General features: G+C 64.1%; 17 protein-coding genes, 1 tRNA gene and 3 pseudogenes. 8 read left to right on the top strand and 13 right to left on the bottom strand.

The window, feature by feature from the left end:
• Positions 1 to 411 precede the first annotated feature (411 nt).
• Positions 412 to 597, bottom strand: coding sequence for a hypothetical protein (locus tag DI605_RS05795; protein WP_293970428.1), 186 nt, complete (start codon positions 595 to 597; stop codon positions 412 to 414).
• Between the two features lie 354 nt (positions 598 to 951).
• Between DI605_RS05795 and DI605_RS05790 the strand changes: the two genes are divergently transcribed.
• The gene (locus DI605_RS05790; protein ID WP_293970426.1) at positions 952 to 1,101 is read left to right on the top strand and encodes a hypothetical protein; all 150 of its coding nucleotides are present in this window, start codon (positions 952 to 954) and stop codon (positions 1,099 to 1,101) included.
• Between the two features lie 31 nt (positions 1,102 to 1,132).
• Here the strand turns inward: DI605_RS05790 and DI605_RS05785 are convergent, their stop codons facing one another.
• The 3 genes and pseudogenes from DI605_RS05785 to DI605_RS05775 all read right to left on the bottom strand — a co-directional run bounded on the left by DI605_RS05785 (position 1,133) and on the right by DI605_RS05775 (position 3,953).
• Positions 1,133 to 2,059: a formylglycine-generating enzyme family protein gene (locus tag DI605_RS05785; RefSeq protein WP_293971384.1), complete on the bottom strand. Its 927-nt coding sequence runs from the start codon at positions 2,057 to 2,059 to the stop codon at positions 1,133 to 1,135.
• Positions 2,060 to 2,127: 68 nt separating this feature from the next.
• Positions 2,128 to 2,718, bottom strand: a pseudogene (locus DI605_RS05780) (sulfatase/phosphatase domain-containing protein); the annotation flags it as partial.
• Between the two features lie 347 nt (positions 2,719 to 3,065).
• Positions 3,066 to 3,953 (bottom strand): helix-turn-helix domain-containing protein, encoded by an 888-nt coding sequence (locus DI605_RS05775; RefSeq protein WP_293970423.1) that lies wholly within the window; start codon positions 3,951 to 3,953, stop codon positions 3,066 to 3,068.
• Between the two features lie 118 nt (positions 3,954 to 4,071).
• Here DI605_RS05775 and pobA point away from each other — a divergent pair, with 118 nt between their 5' ends.
• Entirely contained in the window at positions 4,072 to 5,241 is a 1,170-nt protein-coding gene (pobA, locus tag DI605_RS05770; protein WP_293970420.1) for a 4-hydroxybenzoate 3-monooxygenase, read from the top strand.
• Between the two features lie 286 nt (positions 5,242 to 5,527).
• Here the strand turns inward: pobA and DI605_RS05765 are convergent.
• Together DI605_RS05765 and DI605_RS05760 are read right to left on the bottom strand one after the other, a co-directional pair.
• Positions 5,528 to 6,131 (bottom strand): annotated as a pseudogene (locus DI605_RS05765) (IS3 family transposase); the annotation flags it as partial.
• On the bottom strand, positions 6,132 to 6,881 hold the full coding sequence (locus tag DI605_RS05760) for an SDR family oxidoreductase (RefSeq protein ID WP_293970417.1): 750 nt from the start codon (positions 6,879 to 6,881) through the stop codon (positions 6,132 to 6,134). It abuts the pseudogene before it with no gap.
• Positions 6,882 to 6,979: 98 nt separating this feature from the next.
• Here DI605_RS05760 and DI605_RS05755 point away from each other — a divergent pair, with 98 nt between their 5' ends.
• Complete coding sequence (locus DI605_RS05755) at positions 6,980 to 7,387, top strand: cupin domain-containing protein (protein WP_293970414.1); 408 nt, start codon at positions 6,980 to 6,982, stop codon at positions 7,385 to 7,387.
• A pseudogene (locus tag DI605_RS05750) lies at positions 7,350 to 7,454 on the top strand (IS5/IS1182 family transposase); the annotation flags it as partial. The gene DI605_RS05755 and the pseudogene DI605_RS05750, both read left to right, overlap by 38 nt.
• 125 nt (positions 7,455 to 7,579) lie before the next feature.
• Here the strand turns inward: DI605_RS05750 and DI605_RS05745 are convergent.
• Both DI605_RS05745 and DI605_RS05740 read right to left on the bottom strand, forming a co-directional pair.
• Positions 7,580 to 8,287: a hypothetical protein gene (locus DI605_RS05745; protein WP_293970411.1), complete on the bottom strand. Its 708-nt coding sequence runs from the start codon at positions 8,285 to 8,287 to the stop codon at positions 7,580 to 7,582.
• Between the two features lie 10 nt (positions 8,288 to 8,297).
• The gene (locus tag DI605_RS05740) at positions 8,298 to 9,098 is read right to left on the bottom strand and encodes a hypothetical protein (protein ID WP_293970409.1); all 801 of its coding nucleotides are present in this window, start codon (positions 9,096 to 9,098) and stop codon (positions 8,298 to 8,300) included.
• A gap of 110 nt (positions 9,099 to 9,208) precedes the next feature.
• On the opposite strand from DI605_RS05740, the gene DI605_RS05735 reads away from it, so the two are divergent.
• Together DI605_RS05735 and DI605_RS05730 are read left to right on the top strand one after the other, a co-directional pair.
• On the top strand, positions 9,209 to 9,406 hold the full coding sequence (locus tag DI605_RS05735; RefSeq protein ID WP_293970407.1) for a hypothetical protein: 198 nt from the start codon (positions 9,209 to 9,211) through the stop codon (positions 9,404 to 9,406).
• A 15-nt stretch (positions 9,407 to 9,421) separates the two neighbouring features.
• Positions 9,422 to 10,363, top strand: coding sequence for a helix-turn-helix transcriptional regulator (locus tag DI605_RS05730; RefSeq protein WP_293970404.1), 942 nt, complete (start codon positions 9,422 to 9,424; stop codon positions 10,361 to 10,363).
• A gap of 10 nt (positions 10,364 to 10,373) precedes the next feature.
• On the opposite strand, the gene DI605_RS05725 is transcribed toward DI605_RS05730, so the two are convergent.
• Both DI605_RS05725 and DI605_RS05720 read right to left on the bottom strand, forming a co-directional pair.
• Positions 10,374 to 11,849 carry a helix-turn-helix transcriptional regulator gene (locus DI605_RS05725; protein WP_293970401.1) on the bottom strand — a complete coding sequence of 492 codons (1,476 nt, stop codon included), beginning with the start codon at positions 11,847 to 11,849 and terminating at the stop codon, positions 10,374 to 10,376.
• Between the two features lie 167 nt (positions 11,850 to 12,016).
• Positions 12,017 to 12,106 (bottom strand) — tRNA-Ser (locus DI605_RS05720).
• Between the two features lie 122 nt (positions 12,107 to 12,228).
• Between DI605_RS05720 and DI605_RS05715 the strand changes: the two genes are divergently transcribed.
• On the top strand, positions 12,229 to 12,957 hold the full coding sequence (locus DI605_RS05715; protein ID WP_293970399.1) for a DUF1134 domain-containing protein: 729 nt from the start codon (positions 12,229 to 12,231) through the stop codon (positions 12,955 to 12,957).
• A 35-nt stretch (positions 12,958 to 12,992) separates the two neighbouring features.
• Here the strand turns inward: DI605_RS05715 and pgeF are convergent, their stop codons facing one another.
• Entirely contained in the window at positions 12,993 to 13,763 is a 771-nt protein-coding gene (pgeF, locus tag DI605_RS05710; protein ID WP_293970396.1) for a peptidoglycan editing factor PgeF, read from the bottom strand.
• A gap of 161 nt (positions 13,764 to 13,924) precedes the next feature.
• Between pgeF and DI605_RS05705 the strand changes: the two genes are divergently transcribed.
• Positions 13,925 to 14,317, top strand: a complete 393-nt coding sequence (locus DI605_RS05705; RefSeq protein ID WP_293970394.1) for an EF-hand domain-containing protein — start codon at positions 13,925 to 13,927, stop codon at positions 14,315 to 14,317.
• 45 nt (positions 14,318 to 14,362) lie between these two features.
• Here the strand turns inward: DI605_RS05705 and DI605_RS05700 are convergent, their stop codons facing one another.
• Together DI605_RS05700 and lgt are read right to left on the bottom strand one after the other, a co-directional pair.
• Positions 14,363 to 15,421, bottom strand: coding sequence for an SAM-dependent methyltransferase (locus DI605_RS05700; RefSeq protein ID WP_293970392.1), 1,059 nt, complete (start codon positions 15,419 to 15,421; stop codon positions 14,363 to 14,365).
• On the bottom strand, positions 15,405 to 16,289 hold the full coding sequence (lgt, locus tag DI605_RS05695) for a prolipoprotein diacylglyceryl transferase (protein WP_293970390.1): 885 nt from the start codon (positions 16,287 to 16,289) through the stop codon (positions 15,405 to 15,407). Before lgt ends, DI605_RS05700 begins: the two co-directional genes overlap by 17 nt.
• Between the last annotated feature and the right edge of the window lie 138 nt (positions 16,290 to 16,427).

The raw sequence follows: 16,427 nt of genomic DNA, 5'->3' as shown, positions 1-16,427 counted from the left end.
GTCGCACCCGAAATTGGGCGATATGGTTAACCGAATCAAATGACACAGCAAGGACGGAAAGCGGCCTGGTTCGATGTTCGGCCGTTCCTTCTCGAAGCCTTGAAGGAAAGTATTTCCTGATGATCGTCCGGGCTTCGGGTTTATTATATGTAAACCAAGCGCCCGTCGGCCGAATGCGGACTCGTCTCTCCGTGATGTTGCCCGGCATTTGAAGCTCTGCCTCACGCTACCGGGTTTCGCAGCTCGGTCAGAATGGCCGAGCGTCTCTCACGATACCGTTCCTGGCCGATCAGACGGCGTTGGAGATGGAAGAGACGGCGGATGTTCGCGGGGATCGAGGCGAATTTCCGCAGGCTCGCCATTCGTCGAACCCGCGGTATCGCCCTCTCTCGTCGTCGGACTGGGGGGTAATCAGTCGGCGCTGAAGGTATTCAGATCATGCGCGGCCTGAACCGCTCCGTGAAAATCCTTCCGTATCTCCGCGACAGCGGCATCCAATACGTTCTGATCTTTCGGGGGGGTGGGGGTGTAATGGGTCAGGACAACTTTCTTGACGTTCGCCTTTTTCGCGATCTCCGCAATCTTGTCTGGCCTCATGTGCGTTGGCGAAAGTTTTCCATCGCGGATGTCCGCGAGCTGGCATTCACTGACAAGAACGTCCGATCAAGACTCGGCTTGTTCAAGAATAAGAACAATCGTTCTATTAATGATGGCTTGCTCGCGGCCCGCGCGTCTTTCCCACTCCTATAGTTACAGGATCGAAGCGCGCGGGCGGGCGTTTGTCTATACAGGCGATACCGGGCCTTTGGAGGCCGTCACGCGGTTGGCCAAAGGCGCGGATATGCTCATCTCCGAGGTGGTCGACGTGGCCGCCATGCGCAAGGTTGCGGGCAATGCGAACGTCGATCCCGCGGCCTTCATGCAGCATTGAGCCTGGACGAGGTTGGTACGATGGCGGCCAGGGCTGGCGTGAAGGAGGTTGTCCTGACCCACATCGTGCCGGGATTCGATGACGAGACCGCAACGACCCAATATTCAGATGGCGTGAAGCGCGTCTTCGGAGGGCCGGTTATCGTCGCGAGCGATCTTCGGAAATTCTGATCGGCATTATTCAGGGTCCGATGGGCGCAGTTCAGCGCGCCTGATCGCGAATGATACACCGGAAGCCGATGTGGCTGGTGGAACTGTCGATCGATTGCGCATGGCGGGCCGCGGGCCGGTAACGCTGGCAGTAATTCGGCGCGCAGAGATGCGAGCCTCCCTTCAGCACCTTGCGCCCGATCCGCACGCGCGGCGTGCGCGGATCGTAACTGTCGGCCTGCCTGCCCCCTCGTGGATTGGCCGGCACGCAGCAGGCGCCCTTGAACTTCTTCTTCTCGATCCTAGGCTGCGCATACCAATCCGCCGTCCATTCCCAGACATTGCCGATCATGTCGAACAGCTCATATCCGTTAGGCGGATAGGTGCCGACTGGCGATGTTCGCGCCCAGCCGTCCAGCAGTTGGTTGGCGTAGGGGAAATTGCCCTGCCAGTAATTGGCCAGCATGGCGCCTCCGGGCGCCAATTCGTCTCCCCACGCAAATTCAGCGCCTTCCAGCCCACCGCGTGCGGCAAACTCCCATTCCGCTTCGGTAGGGATCGCCTTTCCGGCCCATGCCGCATAGGCTTCGGCGTCGCTATAGGCGATATGAACGACCGGATGATCCTCCAGTCCTTCGATCGAACTGTCCGGGCCGAGCGGGTGGCGCCAGTCAGCGCCGAAGCGGAAAAGCCACCACTGGGTGAAATCGCCGAGATCGACGGGGCCACTCGTCGGCTCGAAGACAAGCGAGCCGGCCTTCGCCAATTCCGCCGGCATTCCGGGATAATCCTCCGGGTCCGGCGCGGTCTCCGCAAACGTCCGGTAGCCGGTCGCCGTCACGAAAGACGAAAAATCGCGGTTCGTCACGGGGCCGGCATCGATCCAGAACGGGTCCACGCGCACGCGCCGCACCGGCGCCTCTTCCGGATAGAAAAGCGCGGAGCCCATGGTGAAGACGCCGCCGTCGATACGGCGCATCGATGGAAAACGATCAGGTGGTGGAAGATCGGGAGACATGGCGACGAGCTTGCTACGCATGAAACGCCTCAGCCGACACCCCAATGCGCGCAATTGCCGGTGTTGGGCACCATCGGGAAGGGCGGGTTGCCGCGTCCCGGATGGGGGTTCCGGGGATCGGTTGCCGTATATCCGGGGCGATCCTCCACCTCTCCCTGTGGCAGCATCGCGGCAAGCCTGGCGACCGTTGCGGCCTGATCCGCCTCATTCGCCAGATTGCGATGCGAAAGGGGATCCTCCTCAAGATTATAGAGTTCGCGACCCAGCTTGCCGTTGACCCATTCGGTGTAGCGCCAAGGCCCGTAGCGCACGCTGCGACCGCCCACGATCTGGGAAAAGGCGGGACGATCCCACGCGGGATCGTTCGGATTGCGCAGCAGCGACGCAAAGCTGAAGCCTTCGTTGCGGGCATAATGGGGGAGGCCTGCCATCTCGGTCAGGGTCGGGTACAGATCGATCATTTCGACCATCTTCTTCGAAACCTTGCCGCGGGCGATGCCGGGTCCCCGTATGATAAGCGGCACATGTTCCGCTTCTTCCCACAGCAGGTTCTTTTCCCACATTTCGTGTCCGCCCAGCAGATCGCCGCGATCACCCGTGAACACGACGATCGTGTCCTTGTCGTGGCCCGATGCTTACAGGGCGGCGAGGATGCGGCCGACCTGGGCATCCATGAACGTTCATTGTCCAAATATATATTAGAATGGTTAGTCCAATTGTGGTCCGTTCGCCCGTCTGTCAATGAATGCGCCATCGTCGTGCGATCCAGTTTCGCCATGCCGACGAAGTTCCTGGTGAATAGGAAGAGCCGAGGTCTTTCCCGAACGACGCGGGCTGTCTGCTGGGGATGCGCCCCTTGAACGCGGCGGCGGATCAAACCCAAAGATGAATTGAAGGGACGATGTCCCACGGGATTGGTCCTTATTCGATCCACCCGCATCCCCTGCGCGGATCCAGATACGCTCGCTCACCTCATCGTTGGCCTGTCTCCTCCGTCCACCCTGTACTGGATCGGTGGGCGGCCGACGTGGCGGCGAAAAAAACGCGAAAAATAAGCGGGATCGACGAAGCCCACCGCGAAGCCGACCTCGGCGACCGACAGGTTAGTGTAGAGCAGCGCCCGCCGCGCCTCCAGCAGGGCTCGCTGGTCCAGCAGGCGGGCTGGGGAGTGGCCGGCAACGCGCATGCAGGCTTCGCGCAGCGCCGTCTCGCTGATGCCCAATGCGCGGGCATGGACCGAAACGGGCTCGCGCAGGCGGAAACGCGCCTCGATCCGCTCGCGGAACCGGGCCACGATCAGTGCGGCCCGGCCCGGGCGTGGCCCTTCCCGCGTGTCGATGACATTGCTGCGCGCCGCAATGACGAGCAGCGCGATGATCGTCGCGTCCACGGCGGCGCGATGCCCCATCACCGACCAGCCGAGTTCGTCGCGCAGTTCGAGGAATAGCGCGCGAACCTTCGCATCGTAGCGTGGATCGAGGGCGATCGCGCGCGAACGGGCAAACAGGGTATCGGCCAGTGGATCGGTGCGTAGCAGACTATCGATATAGCGACCGGACATGGTGATGACCGAACCGGTGGTGCCATCGTCCCAGTCGAATCCGTGCAGCGTGGCGATCGGGATCAGGAGGAAACAGGGCGCCTTGAAGCGTACCTCCTCGCCATCCGCCGTCATGCTGCCGCCGCCCTCCCACAGCATGAAGATATGGCAGAGATCGGCATGGGCATGCGGCGTTATGTGCCAATCGCTGGGGCGCGAACGATCGTCCAATGCCTCCAGGTGGACGAAATCGTCCTCCACCAGCCGATGCGCCTCTCCATAGAGGTAAAAGAGAGGAAAGATGTCCTTCTTCATCGGATCCCATCCTGCTGGATCGTCCAACTAATCCGTCGCTCCGACCATGTCCAATCGGATGGCTTCGATTAGGTTCTCCACCACCCGGCCCGGGCGGCACGGAAAGCGAGAGGATGGAATGCGCACTCAGGTTGCGATCGTTGGCGCCGGCCCCGCGGGGCTCTTGTTGGGACATCTGCTCCGGGCCGAGGGGATCGATGTCGTGGTGCTGGAACGCCAGTCCGCGGATTATGTGTTGTCCCGTATCCGTGCGGGGGTGCTGGAGCGCGTGACGACCGATCTCATGACGCGGCTCGGGCTGGATGCGCGGATGAGGGCCGAAGGCCTGCCACATGACGGCTTCAATCTCGCGGATGGCGATCGCCTGATCCACATCGATATTGCCGGGCTCACCGGCAAGCAGGTGATGGTCTATGGCCAGACGGAGGTGACGCGCGACCTGATGGACGCCGCGCCTGCGCGCGGGCTGGAGATCATCTACGGGGCAAAGGATGTCGCGCTCCATGATATTGACGGTGATGCGCCGTGGATCAGCTTCACCAGGGGCGATAAAAAGGAAAGGCTGGATGCCCGTTTCATCGCCGGCTGCGATGGCTTCCACGGCCCCTCGCGCAAGGCCATTCCGGCGAGCGTGGGCAAGGTGTTCGAGCGGGTCTATCCGTTTGGCTGGCTCGGCATCCTGGCCGATGTGCCGCCATGCAATCACGAACTGATCTACGCCAATCACGAGCGCGGCTTTGCGCTCGCATCGATGCGATCGGCCACGCGCAGCCGCTATTATGTGCAGGTGCCCGCCGACGAGAAAGTGGAAGACTGGCCCGACGAGCGGGTTTGGGATGAATTGGCGATCCGCCTCGGCCCGGATGCGGCAGCCCATATGGTGCGCGGCCCTTCGATCGAGAAATCGATCGCGCCGCTGCGCTCATTCGTGTTTGAACCGATGGCCTATGGCAGCCTGTTCCTGGCGGGTGACGCTGCCCATATCGTGCCGCCGACGGGGGCGAAGGGTCTCAATCTCGCGGCGTCGGACGTCGCCTATCTGTCGGACGCGCTGATCCGCTTTTTCAGGGCGAACGACGGGAACGACATTGGCGATTATTCGCGCAAGGCACTGGCGCGAGTGTGGAAGGCGGAGCGGTTCAGCTGGTCGCTGACCTCCCTGATGCACCGCTTTCCGGATACCGACGCGTTTGATCGCGCCATGCAGATCGCCGAATTGTCCTATGTCGCGTCGTCCAAGGCGATGCAGACCGCGATTGCGGAGAATTATGCCGGTCTGCCGCTCTAAGAAGCGCTGTCAGCCGCATGCGAACGGGTCTTTCCATGCCGCATGGGAGCCTCCGAAGCTGGTGGTCTGCCCTGGAAGATCCGCTCCATTCCTGAAGAGAGCCCGCGAGGGAAGCCGGAATGGAGGATGGCATGGAACGTCAGCGATTTACGCCGGAGCAGATCAACGCGAAGCTGCTTGAGGTGGATGGACGGTGGGAGCAGATCCGCCTGAAAGCCCTGATATGCAACGACGGGCTGTTCGAGCGCCCCATCGCCGGCATCATGGGCGCCGACCTTGCCGAAGCCGCCGGCGCTTTCTCCAGAGCGGCCACGCAGAATCCCGCGTCCATCGTGTTCGACAGCCGCCAGGCCAACGCCTTGCCCAGTCCATGACGGCGACGAGATGCCGGAAGTCTCGCCGTATGGGATATAGGTCGCCTCAGCGCACCAGAGCTGGTTCGGGCGTTCGATCTACAGCTTGCGCAGCAAACAGGGATCGACCCGATGCTGCGGGTGCGGATCACTCGTTTTGGGGGGGGGGCGCTGTTAGATCAGCGACAGCCCCATCTTCGCCATCAGACTCCGCACACGGCGGCGGCCGACATCATGGCCATTGCACCGCAGGCGGCGGACCATCTGGCGGCTGCCGTACCGGGGCATGTCGAGGAATGCCGCATCGATCATCCGTACCAGCGGCAGCGTCTCCTCGGTTTCGAGCGCTGGCGCATGCACATAATGATAGGACGACCGGCTGATCGACAGCAGCCGGCGCTGCGCCGAGATCGGCAGTCGGTGGTGAGCGGGCTCGATCAGATCCCGCCTCCGTGCCACGCTCATCGACCGGAGACTCTCGCTAAAAAAATCCCGCTCGACGACCAATTGGCCGATCTTGGCATGGCGCCGGTCCAATCAGCCGGCGTCCGCCATCCAGGCGACTGCGTCCGCGCCGGCGGGGATCTTGAACGGCGCCGAGGGATCGGTGGCCGCCTCAAATACCGCGGCTGCGACGTCCTCAGCGTGTGTTACCGGCCCGATATCCTCGCGGAACTGCGCCATCATTCCCTCGATAAGCGGCTTGTAATCGGGATTATCGAGCCCGCGCAGGTGCGGCATTGCGTTCGCGCCAAATTGCGTTGTGGGCGACCGCCCCGGCAGGACGATGTGGACTCGCACGCCGAACGGCTGCATCTCGACGGCCAGGCTCTCCGTGAGGGCGTTCACCGCGGCCTTGCTCGCGCGGTAGGTGCTGACCAAAGGTAGCGGCTTCAGCGTCACCGTCGAGGTGACGTTGACGATCACGCCGGAACGGCGTTCGCGGAACGAGGGCAGGACCGCCTGTAACATCGCTAGCGTGCCGAGGGTGTTGGTCTCGAACAGTTGTCGCGCCGTGTCGAAGTCGATCAACTCGATCGGTACCGCCGCGCCGAAGCCGGCATTGTTGACCAGTACGTCGATCGGCCCTGCCTGCTGAATAGCACTGCCGACGCTGTCACGGTCGGTAACGTCAAGCGGCAGGATGGTGAGGCGGTCGGACGCCGGCAACACGTTCGGGTCGGGCGTGCGCATCGTGGCGACGACAGTCCAACCCTCATCGAGGAAGAGTTTCGCGGTTTCGAGGCCGAAGCCTGAGGAGCAGCCGGTGATGAGGACGCTGGGCATGAAATGCTCCAATGATGTGAACGGTAACGGGGAGATGGCCACCCGCATCGGGACTTGCTACCGTCAGAAATCCTGAATCCATTAGCGATCGTCCTGATATGACTATCGACCCGCTTGCCGAGATCGTGACCCTGCTGCAGCCGTCGGCGAGTTTCTCAAAGCTGGTCGAGTATGCCGGGCGCTGGCGGATACGCCGCGACGTCGAGGGCAGGCCCGTCTATTTCGCGGTGCTCGAAGGCGAATGCCGGGTGGTGAACGCGGACCAGCCGTCGATCATCGTGAAGGCCGGCGACTTCGTGCTGCTGCCGGCCACCAGCGATCAGGTCATCGAGAGCATCGACCCACCGCCATATGGCGCCGCCATGGTGCCGACCGAGATTGGCGAAGGCCGGTTTCGCATCGGTCGGATCGACGAGGCCGTCAATCTGCGCATGCAGGTCGGGATCTGCAGCTTCGCCTCGCCGAAAGTACCGGCTGCGCAGCATGATCGAACAGCTCTTCAGTAAGCTCAAAAACTGGCGGCGCGTCGCAACCCGCTACGACAAAACTCGCGCCTCCTATCTCGGCTTCGTTGGCCCGCTTCAGCGCTCCTGTGGATACCCGTTGTTCACGAGGCCTAGCGGCCCTTCCGAAAAAGTTCGAATTTCGAAGGCCCGTTACGGTTCGGGAAACAAGCGAGAGCCGGGCTTGCCGTCTCGCTAATCGCAAAAGCTGCTCGGCTGCCATGCTCCGCCCGGAGTTACCGCAGCGGCGCCTTTGGGTGCCAAGATCAGGACGAGGTTGCGGCGCCCCTTTGGAGCGGCCTGGACGTGCAGCCCTCCCTCTACCACATAGGTGCCGCCGGCCGGCACGATCCGCCTGTCGGTCTGCGTCTCCATGCACTGTTCGCCCGCAACTACATAGAAGGCCTCCGGCCCGGGATGCGAATGCACGCGGGTCCGCATCCCCGGAGGGAAGATGGCTTCGGAGAAGTGGGCGGTCGTTTCCCGGGCCGGAATACGCAAAGGGCCGATCACGGCCCGCTCGATACCGACGGGTACCGTCTCGGCGGGACCGCCCAGAACGTATAACCAGACGCGGCCATGGACCCGCGTTGCCGTTGCCCATTGGTGCCGCTCGGCTTCGGCTTTGGCCGCCGCTTCAGTCGGAAACTCGTAGATGTGCCAATAGAGATCGGGCCGATCATCTACGATATCGATGGTTCCGGTCTCGTAGCACCCCACCGTCTCGCGGTCGGCCGGCACCGGCGCCGAGCAGAGCCCCGGCACAGGGGGCACGTTCACCTGCAAGATCTTGGTCCTGTCGCGATCGGGTGTTTTGGCGAAAACGCTCTGAGAGAGGCACCCGCCGAACAGCGTCACCAGCAAGGCTGCCCGCATGGAAACTACCTTGGCTGCAGATTTCATAAGCGCGCCCTCAATCTCGCCTCGACCGGTCGGCGGCGCGACCGCGCTCGCACAGGCCTTGTGGATGCCAATCGTGGATCAGGGTGGTCGGCGGCTGGCTGGCGTCATGCAGGATCAACGCGAAACCTCTGCGTGGCTCCTTGCCGGTGGCCATGAGCAGCATGGGCGGCCCGCCCCTGATGACGAGGCTGTTCCCAGGACCTCGTCCACGCTGGACTCCATCCGGCGTCTCCAGGCAGGTGTCGCCGCTCACTGCATAAAAGGCTTCGGGACCTGAGTGAACATGGAGCGGTGCCATCATGCCAGGTGCGAAGACCGACCGCAGATATTCGGCTGCATAGGTCGGCGCGGGCAGAACCGGAAGCGGCCCGATTTTCGAGACATGCCGGCCGCCTTTTGCCCTCCATGTCCGGCGCTCGATCGTGAACAACCAGATTTTGCCGAACGCCCCGACCACCGAACTGGAAGCGGTCGCGGCCCGTTCCGCGGCGTCCTTCGAGCTGAACTGATCCAGATGCCAATAGATCTGACCGGTGGGAAGGGACGCTATCTCCTGGCGACTAAGAAGACAGGCCGGACCGACGACCTCGTCTGCCCCACAGGGGCGGGTGGTTGCTTGCGCCCATGCCGGCGACGAGAACAACGCTGCACCAAGTAAGGTTGCACTAAACAAGGTTCCGCGCACGAAAACCCCCCAATTACGTCCTATGATCATGGCCTTGTTTCGAGTGGAGAAAAATTGGCGTCGGCCCGACCTCTCGTAGCGGCGCACATTCCCCAATTCGCTGCGCTCCTTATAGCGCAATAGCACCGCACAGGCATCCACCGATCGGTGGAGATGCCGTCTTTCGCCTTGACGCGATTGTGCGCTGCGGCATCGTTGACGAACCTGTAGGCTCGCGATTCGGATACGCGAGGAGCATGATGACTGAAGTGATTACGCCATCGCGACTGTCGGACCTTATCGGGCTGATCTACGATAGCGCCCTCGATCGGGACCGCTGGCCGATCGCGATCGAAGCGATCCGGCTCGAACTCGATTGTGCTAACGCGGTATTGGCGCTTCAGTCTCTCGACGATGGCCGGGCGATACTCAACCATGCCACCAATATATCGTAACCCTACCTCAAGCTGATGGCCGATCTCGCGCCCCACGCGATCGACCTCTGGGGTGGCGAGGACGCCGTGATGGCCATGACGTTCGACGAACCGAACGTCGTGAGCCGTATCCCCGGCGGCCATATCGACTTTGCGACGACCACCAATCGCTATGCGCTGGAATGGGCGAAGCCGCAGGGCCTCGTCGATGCGATTTCCTGCGGGCTGGCCAGGGATTCCCGCGCCTTCGGTTCGCTCAACTTCGGGCGGCACGAAAGCTTCGGGCTGATCGGCGACAGGGAGATCGAGCTTCTTCGGTTACTGATACCGCACCTGCAGCGTGCCGCGACGATCACGCGCCTCTATGACGGCGCCCGCGCCGCCGAAGCGGCTTTCGAGGAGGTGCTGGCGACGCTGCGCATCCCCGTCATGCTGGTGACACGGGATCTGCGCCTGATCCATGCCAACCCCGCGGCACAGGCGGCCCTCGACGGCGGTTCAGCCTTGTCGGTGTGGAACGGCATGCTCAGGGCGCGTTCGCCCGGCGTCGGCGCGGCGCTGGCTTCGGCCGTCGCGGGAGCGGCGGAGAACGAGGCGGGATTGGAACGGCGGGGCTTCGGCATTCCCATCAAGGACGATGCGGGCGCCCATGCCGCTTTGCATATCATGCCGCTGCTTCGCCGCGGGCTCGGTATCGATCATGACGCGGTTGCCGCCATTTTCGTCGCTGAAGCGGATGCGCCGATCGTAGCGCCGACGGACCTTATCGCCACATTGTTCGATCTTACCTCCGCCGAGGCCCGCGTCTTCGAACAGATCAGCAAGGGATCGAGCGCACCGCAGGCGGCGGAACGGCTCGGCGTCAAGATCAGTACCGTGAAGACCCATCTGCTGCATCTGTTCGAAAAGACCGGGGTCAGCAAACAGAGCGAACTGGTCCTGCTCGCTACGTCACTTGCGGCACCGCTCATCGGCTGACGATGCGGCGTCAGAACGGTACGGCAAAGGACGCGGCCAACTGCATGAGTTCGGTCTGACGGCTGACACCGGTCTTCTGGTACACGCGTAGCGCGTGCGTCTTCACGGTGCTGGGTGCGACCTTCAGGATCACCGCCGCCTCCGCCAGCCCGTTACCGGCGGCAAGAAGATCGAACACCCGGCCTTCCGCGCTGGTGAGGTTGAACAGGCCGGTCACAAGATCGGCGGAAGGGATGAAACGGCTGCCGGACTCGGCAACCAGCACGGCGGCAGCGGCCCGGCCCCGATGCGCGCCGAGGCGGCCGCCAAGCGGCATCACGTAGAGCGCCGCCGCGCTTTGATCGTTTCGCCGGGCCGGTATCCCGAGGCCCTGCCGCGCAATCCTTTCCTCCTGGGTGACCGCTTGCCCGATCGCCCCGGCGAGTGCGTGATGGACCCCGCTATCGATGGCGGCGAGGCAACCGTCCCGTTCAGCGAGGATATCGCGCGCCTCGAACCGGGCGCGGGCCGGGGGATTGGCGTGGGCGATCCGCATGTCGGCACCAACGATTATGATCGGAACGGCGATTGCATCCAGCACGGTCGTAAAATTCGAACGCGAGACTTCGCTCATTTCCAACAGGCGGTTGACCGTGGCCGCCCGTTGAAGATGGGGAACGAGCAAACGGGCGAGCGCGATCGCCGCGTCATCGAACGGGCCGACGCTGCGGTGCCGCCCGAACGATATCGAACCAAGCGATTTCTCATCGCGCGCCAATCCGATCGCAAGGCTATCGATCACGGCCTGCGGGCGCGCCCATTCGAGGGCATAGCGATTCCGCGTGACCCCGAAGTCGAGCGCGGCTGGATTGAGCCTGCTCAGGATCGCGGGCTGATCGAGCGGCAGGCTCATCATCGTGGTCGCACCGCCCCAGATCTCGATCACCTCAGGACCATAATCGCCCATCTGTTCGGCGTAATGCGCCGGGATATTGCTCGTGACATTGAGAAGCACGTCTCCATCCGGCACGGCCTGCAGGTTGACCGACGCGATCTCGGCTCGCAACGCGGATCGGATCGCCTCCAGGGCAGGCTCCCACGCTTTCGGGCTGATCGCCGCATCGTAGATCAAGCCGATCAGGGTCGAGAGCCTGTCGTTCGCGATGGCCATATACCGTCCATAACCGCTGAACCGCTTGCTTGGGAGGGGGCGTGGAGGCTGGCAAATGTCGAACGACCTCCTGCCACGCACAAATAGTCGCAAAGACTGGATTGCGTCTGGTTCCTCCACCGTTCGGTGGATGACAGCCCCGACACTCCAAAGCACAAACCCGGCAGCGCGAGGATCAGAGCGCTGCCACTGCCGCCCGACCTCTGGATCGGCGTGATCAAGGCGATGCGTGACAGCAGGACATTGCTGCCGCATATGACGTTCGGCAAGCCCCAGCTCTTCCGGGCGACGCTTGGCTCGCGGCTTGGCGCCGCGCAGTTTCGCATCGTTCAACACTCTCAACCTCCGAAGCCACGTTTTTCGCGCATCGAAGCCACGTTTTGAGCCCTCGCATATGGCGGAGGCATGCGAACGCGGCCGAACGAGCCGGGGCGGTAAGCTTCGGATTCAAGGGATAAAAATCAATCCAGGCGGTCTTTTACGGCCTCTTGCGAACAAGGGCCTGGCGGAGACGGAGGGATTCGAACCCTCGATACGGTTTCCCGTATGACGCTTTAGCAAAGCGTTGGTTTCAGCCACTCACCCACGTCTCCTGACCGGCGGCTGGCGCGGGCTATAGCGGGCACATTCGTCAGGATCAATGCAGGTCCGCGTTCATCGTGAGGCAAGGGCGGGGAGGGCTATTTCGCCCCGCATTTCGAGAGGGGATGAGGTGATGGTGACGGGCATGATGCGGATCGGAGCGCTGGCGGCGATGGGGCTGGCCACTGTTCCGGCCTTCGCCCAGGTCGAGACGATCGATCCCAATCAGGCCGCCACGCGCGCCGGCCGTGCGCCGGCCCAGTCCGTGCAAACGGAGCCGGCGCCTGTCAGCGAGCCGGAGCCCGCGCCCTACGCGCCACCCGCCGCGGCGCCGGCGGCTGTCTCGACCGAGCAGCAGGCCGCGCAGGCTTCCGAGCAGGGAACCTATCAGGAGAATGACGTGCTCGCCGCCGCCGAGGGCGTGTTCGGCAAGGGCGCGGAGGGGCTCGCCAAGATCATCGAGAAGACGTTCAAGCAATATGGCCGTCCCAACGGATATATTGCCGGGCGTGAGGCGGGCGCGGCGGTAGCGGTCGGCGTCCGCTACGGATCGGGCACGCTCTTCCACAAGGTGGAGGGCCAGCGCCCCGTTTACTGGACCGGACCCTCGCTGGGGCTGGATCTCGGCGCGAATGGCGGCAAGACCTTCGTGCTCGTCTACAAGCTCTATGACACGCAGGATCTGTTCCACCGCTTCGGTGCGGTGGAGGGCAACGTGTTCGTGATCGGTGGCTTCGCGGCGAGCTATATGCGGTACAAGGATGTGGTGCTGGTACCGATCCGGCTCGGCGTTGGCTGGCGGCTCGGCGCCAATGTCGGCTACATGCGCTTCAGCGAGAAATCACGCTGGCTGCCCTTCTGAGGCAGCGGCGGCCCGGGCGAATGCGGTTCTTCGCCCTATGATCCCAGGCCGATCAGGCTGATTTCGCGCCCATAGCCGGGCTCGCCGCGATGCGTGGCCCGGCGATAGCTGAAGAAGCGTGCCTCGTCCGCATAGGTATCCAGCCCGAGCGCCTCGATCCGCGCGATACCCGCCCCCGCCAGCCGCGCGGCGACATAGCCCTCCAGATCGAACTGGTGGTGGCCGGCCTTGCCGTCGACGAAGAAGCGTTCATTCTCGGGATCCGCCTCGCAGAAGCGGACGAGAAAGGCCTCGTCCACCTCATAGGAGGCGCGCGCGATGCAGGGGCCGATCGCGGCGACGATCCTGCTCCTGTCGGCGCCCAGCTTCTCCATCGCCATGATCGTCGCATCGGTTACGCCGCCGATCGCGCCCTTCCAGCCCGCATGGGCCGCGCCCACCACGCCCGCCACCTCGTCCGCGAACAGGATCGGCGCGCAATCGGCGGTCAGGATGCCCAGCAGCAGTCCGGGCCGGTTCGTCACCAGCGCGTCGGCCCTTGGGCGTGCCTCGTCCGCAAAGGGCGCCTCGACGATCACGGCATTGGCCGAGTGCACCTGATGCAGCGTCACCAGCCCCGCACCGGGCAGCACGGCATCCACCGCCCGCCGCCGGTTTTCCGCGATCGCGGCGCGATCATCGTCCGATCCCAGCCCCACGTTCAGGCCGGCATGGATGCCGGTGGAAACGCCCCCCTCGCGGCCGAGAAAGGCATGGGGCAACGCGCCCAGCATGCGCGCGCGGACAGGCGTGGGAAAATCGGTCATCGCGCGGCCTTAATGCGGTCCGCACCGCAGGTCGAATGCCGGACGCTCTTGCGATCCGGATCTGCGCACTTTTTCGTGTCACCGGTCGATTGTTTCAGCGCTGAGGTATTGCGACAGTCTCCCGCGCTAGACCGCAGACCGGATTGTGCGAGGAGAGGGCGGTGAAGGTGATTCTGTTGGCCACGAGCCTGCTGGCGGCAGGCCTTACAGCGCCGGTGCTCGCGCAGCGGGGGTCGCAGGGGCCGGTTACGCGTGATGCCTATCTGGCGATGCAGAAGGCGCGTTTCGATGCGATGGACGCCAATCATGACGGCATCCTCACCCGGGATGAAATGAGCGCGCAGATGGCCGCCCGGATGGGCGAGGCGCCGCCGCCCGAGCGGCTCGACATGATGTTCCGGATGATCGACACGGATGGTGACGGCAAGGCGACGATCGCCGAGTTCGAAGCGGCCGAAGCCGCGCGTTTCTCCGCGATGGATGCCGATCATGATGGCACGCTGACGCCGGAGGAGCGCCGGGCCGGGATGGGCCGGATGATGGGCCGCCCGTAGCGGCGACCGGGGCACGAACGCGGATCGCCCGGGCCGCCTGCCGGCTCAGGCGAAGCCCGCCATGTCCGGCCAGCGCGAGGCCGTTACGGCCAATGCCTTGAACAGGCTGCCCATCTCGTCCGGATGGGTGAGCCGGCGATAGGCGGAGGCGATCTCGCCGCTTCGCCCGGGCGCGCCCCGTCCGAGCGATGCGGCGCGATCGGATATGCCCAGCGCGATCAGCCACTGGCCCTGTTCCACTGGCCCGGCCACGCGCGCGCCGGCGGCGGTGGCAGCCGCCTCCAGCGCCAGGAAATCGACATGCGCGGTCAGGTCGCTCGATCCGGGATAGGCCAGCGGATCGGCATAGGCATGGGCGCGCACCGCCTGCAACGTATCGCCGTGGCGGCTGCCGTCATGGCCATAATCCACGATCAGCATCGCGCCGCCCTGCGCCTCCAGCCGGCGGGCGAGCGCGGCGGCGATCTTCAGCGCGTCCGGATTTTGCTCGACGATGCTGCCCGGCGCCGCATCGAGCAGATGATGCGGGATCAGGCTATCCATCAGCTTGGTATCGGGCACCAGTGCGAAGCCGCCGCCGTCCGCATCGTCGATTTTCACCATCTGCTCGCGCCAGCCCGCCACGGTGGAGATCAGCTGGCGGATCGGCAGCGCATCGAAAAATTCGTTCGCCACGATCAGCAGGGGCATATCCGTGGGCAGCGTGTCGATCGCATCGTGCCAGCTTGCCTGCGGCGCGCGTTCGGCCTGCATCTCGCGCAGGCGCGGGCTTGTTTCCACAAGGTGCACGGGCGGGGCGAGATCCGCCTTGCCCATCGCCCGCAGCGCGTCTGCCGCAAGAGTGCCCCGGCCCGGCCCCAGCTCGACATAGGCGGCCGGCCCGCCGCCCGCGCGCTGCCAGATGTCCACCAGCGCCAGGCCGATCAACTCCCCGAACATCTGGCTGATTTCCGGTGCGGTGATGAAGTCGCCGCCCACGCCGAAGGGATCGCGCGTCGCATAATAATGCGCGTTGGCGAGCCCCATGAAACGGGCGAGCGGGATCGGGCCTTCCGCCGCGATCAGCGCCGCGATTTCGGTGCTCAGATCAGGAGATGCTGTCACTGCCCGCAATCGGCTCGGTGCGGATGCGGCGCCCCTTGGCGGTCGCCATGAAATAGATGCCCACCGCGATCATCGGCGCGGAGAGCGTCTGCCCCATGCTCAGCCCCCAGGGAAGGATGCCAAGCTGCACATCCGGCTCGCGCACGAATTCCACGAGGAAACGGGCGATGCCGTAACCGGTGAGGAACACGCCCAGCAGGAAGCCCGGCCAGTAGCGCGCGCGCGTCTTCCAGAAGAAATAGTTGAGGACCAGCCACAGGACGAGCCCTTCGAGGAAAGCCTCGTAGATCTGGCTCGGGTGGCGGGGATAGGGGCCGGCATCCGCGCCGGGGAAGACGACCGCCCATGGCACGTCCGTGATGCGCCCCCACAATTCCCCATTGGCGAAATTGGCGAGTCGCACGAGAAAGAGGCCGAAGCCCGCGCAGCAGGCGACATAATCGATCATCCGCAATGGCGAGAGCCTGTTGCGCCACGCCAGCCACCAGACGGCGACGAGCGTGCCGAACGCGCCGCCGTGGAAGGACATGCCCCCGTCCCAGAGTCGGAAGGCCTGCAGCGGATCCTGCTTCAGCATCCACGGATCGTAGAAGATCACAAAGGCGATCCGCCCGCCAAGGATGATGCCGAGCGTGGCATAGAAAACGAAATCGTCGGCATGGCGTCGCGCCATCGGCGCGCCCGGCTGCGCGATCAATTTCGTCAGCCACCACCAGCCCAGCAGGATGCCGGCGATATAGCCGAGCGAATACCAGCGTATCTGGAAGAAACCGAGATCGAGCGCGATCGGCGACAGGTGCAGGTCCGCATAGCGGATCGGCTCGGCGGCGGTGGCCGCGGTCGCGGCGGCGAGGGCGAGAAGGCTCATTACGGGCGCGGCTTAGCCGGTATGGCGGGCAGCAGGAAGATGCGTGCGGCGAAGCGCGGCATTCCCGCCGGGGCGGTAGAGGGCCGCAGTCGCGCAGGTGTCGCGATGGAGGCCAAACTCCCTTGCCTCTTTCGTCAT

It is taken from the genome of Sphingomonas sp. (assembly GCF_003248515.1).
Classification (GTDB): Bacteria; Pseudomonadota; Alphaproteobacteria; order Sphingomonadales; family Sphingomonadaceae; genus Sphingomonas_I.
The sequence above is the reverse complement of the archived record's forward strand: the minus strand, read 5'-3'. Positions and strand labels throughout refer to the sequence as shown.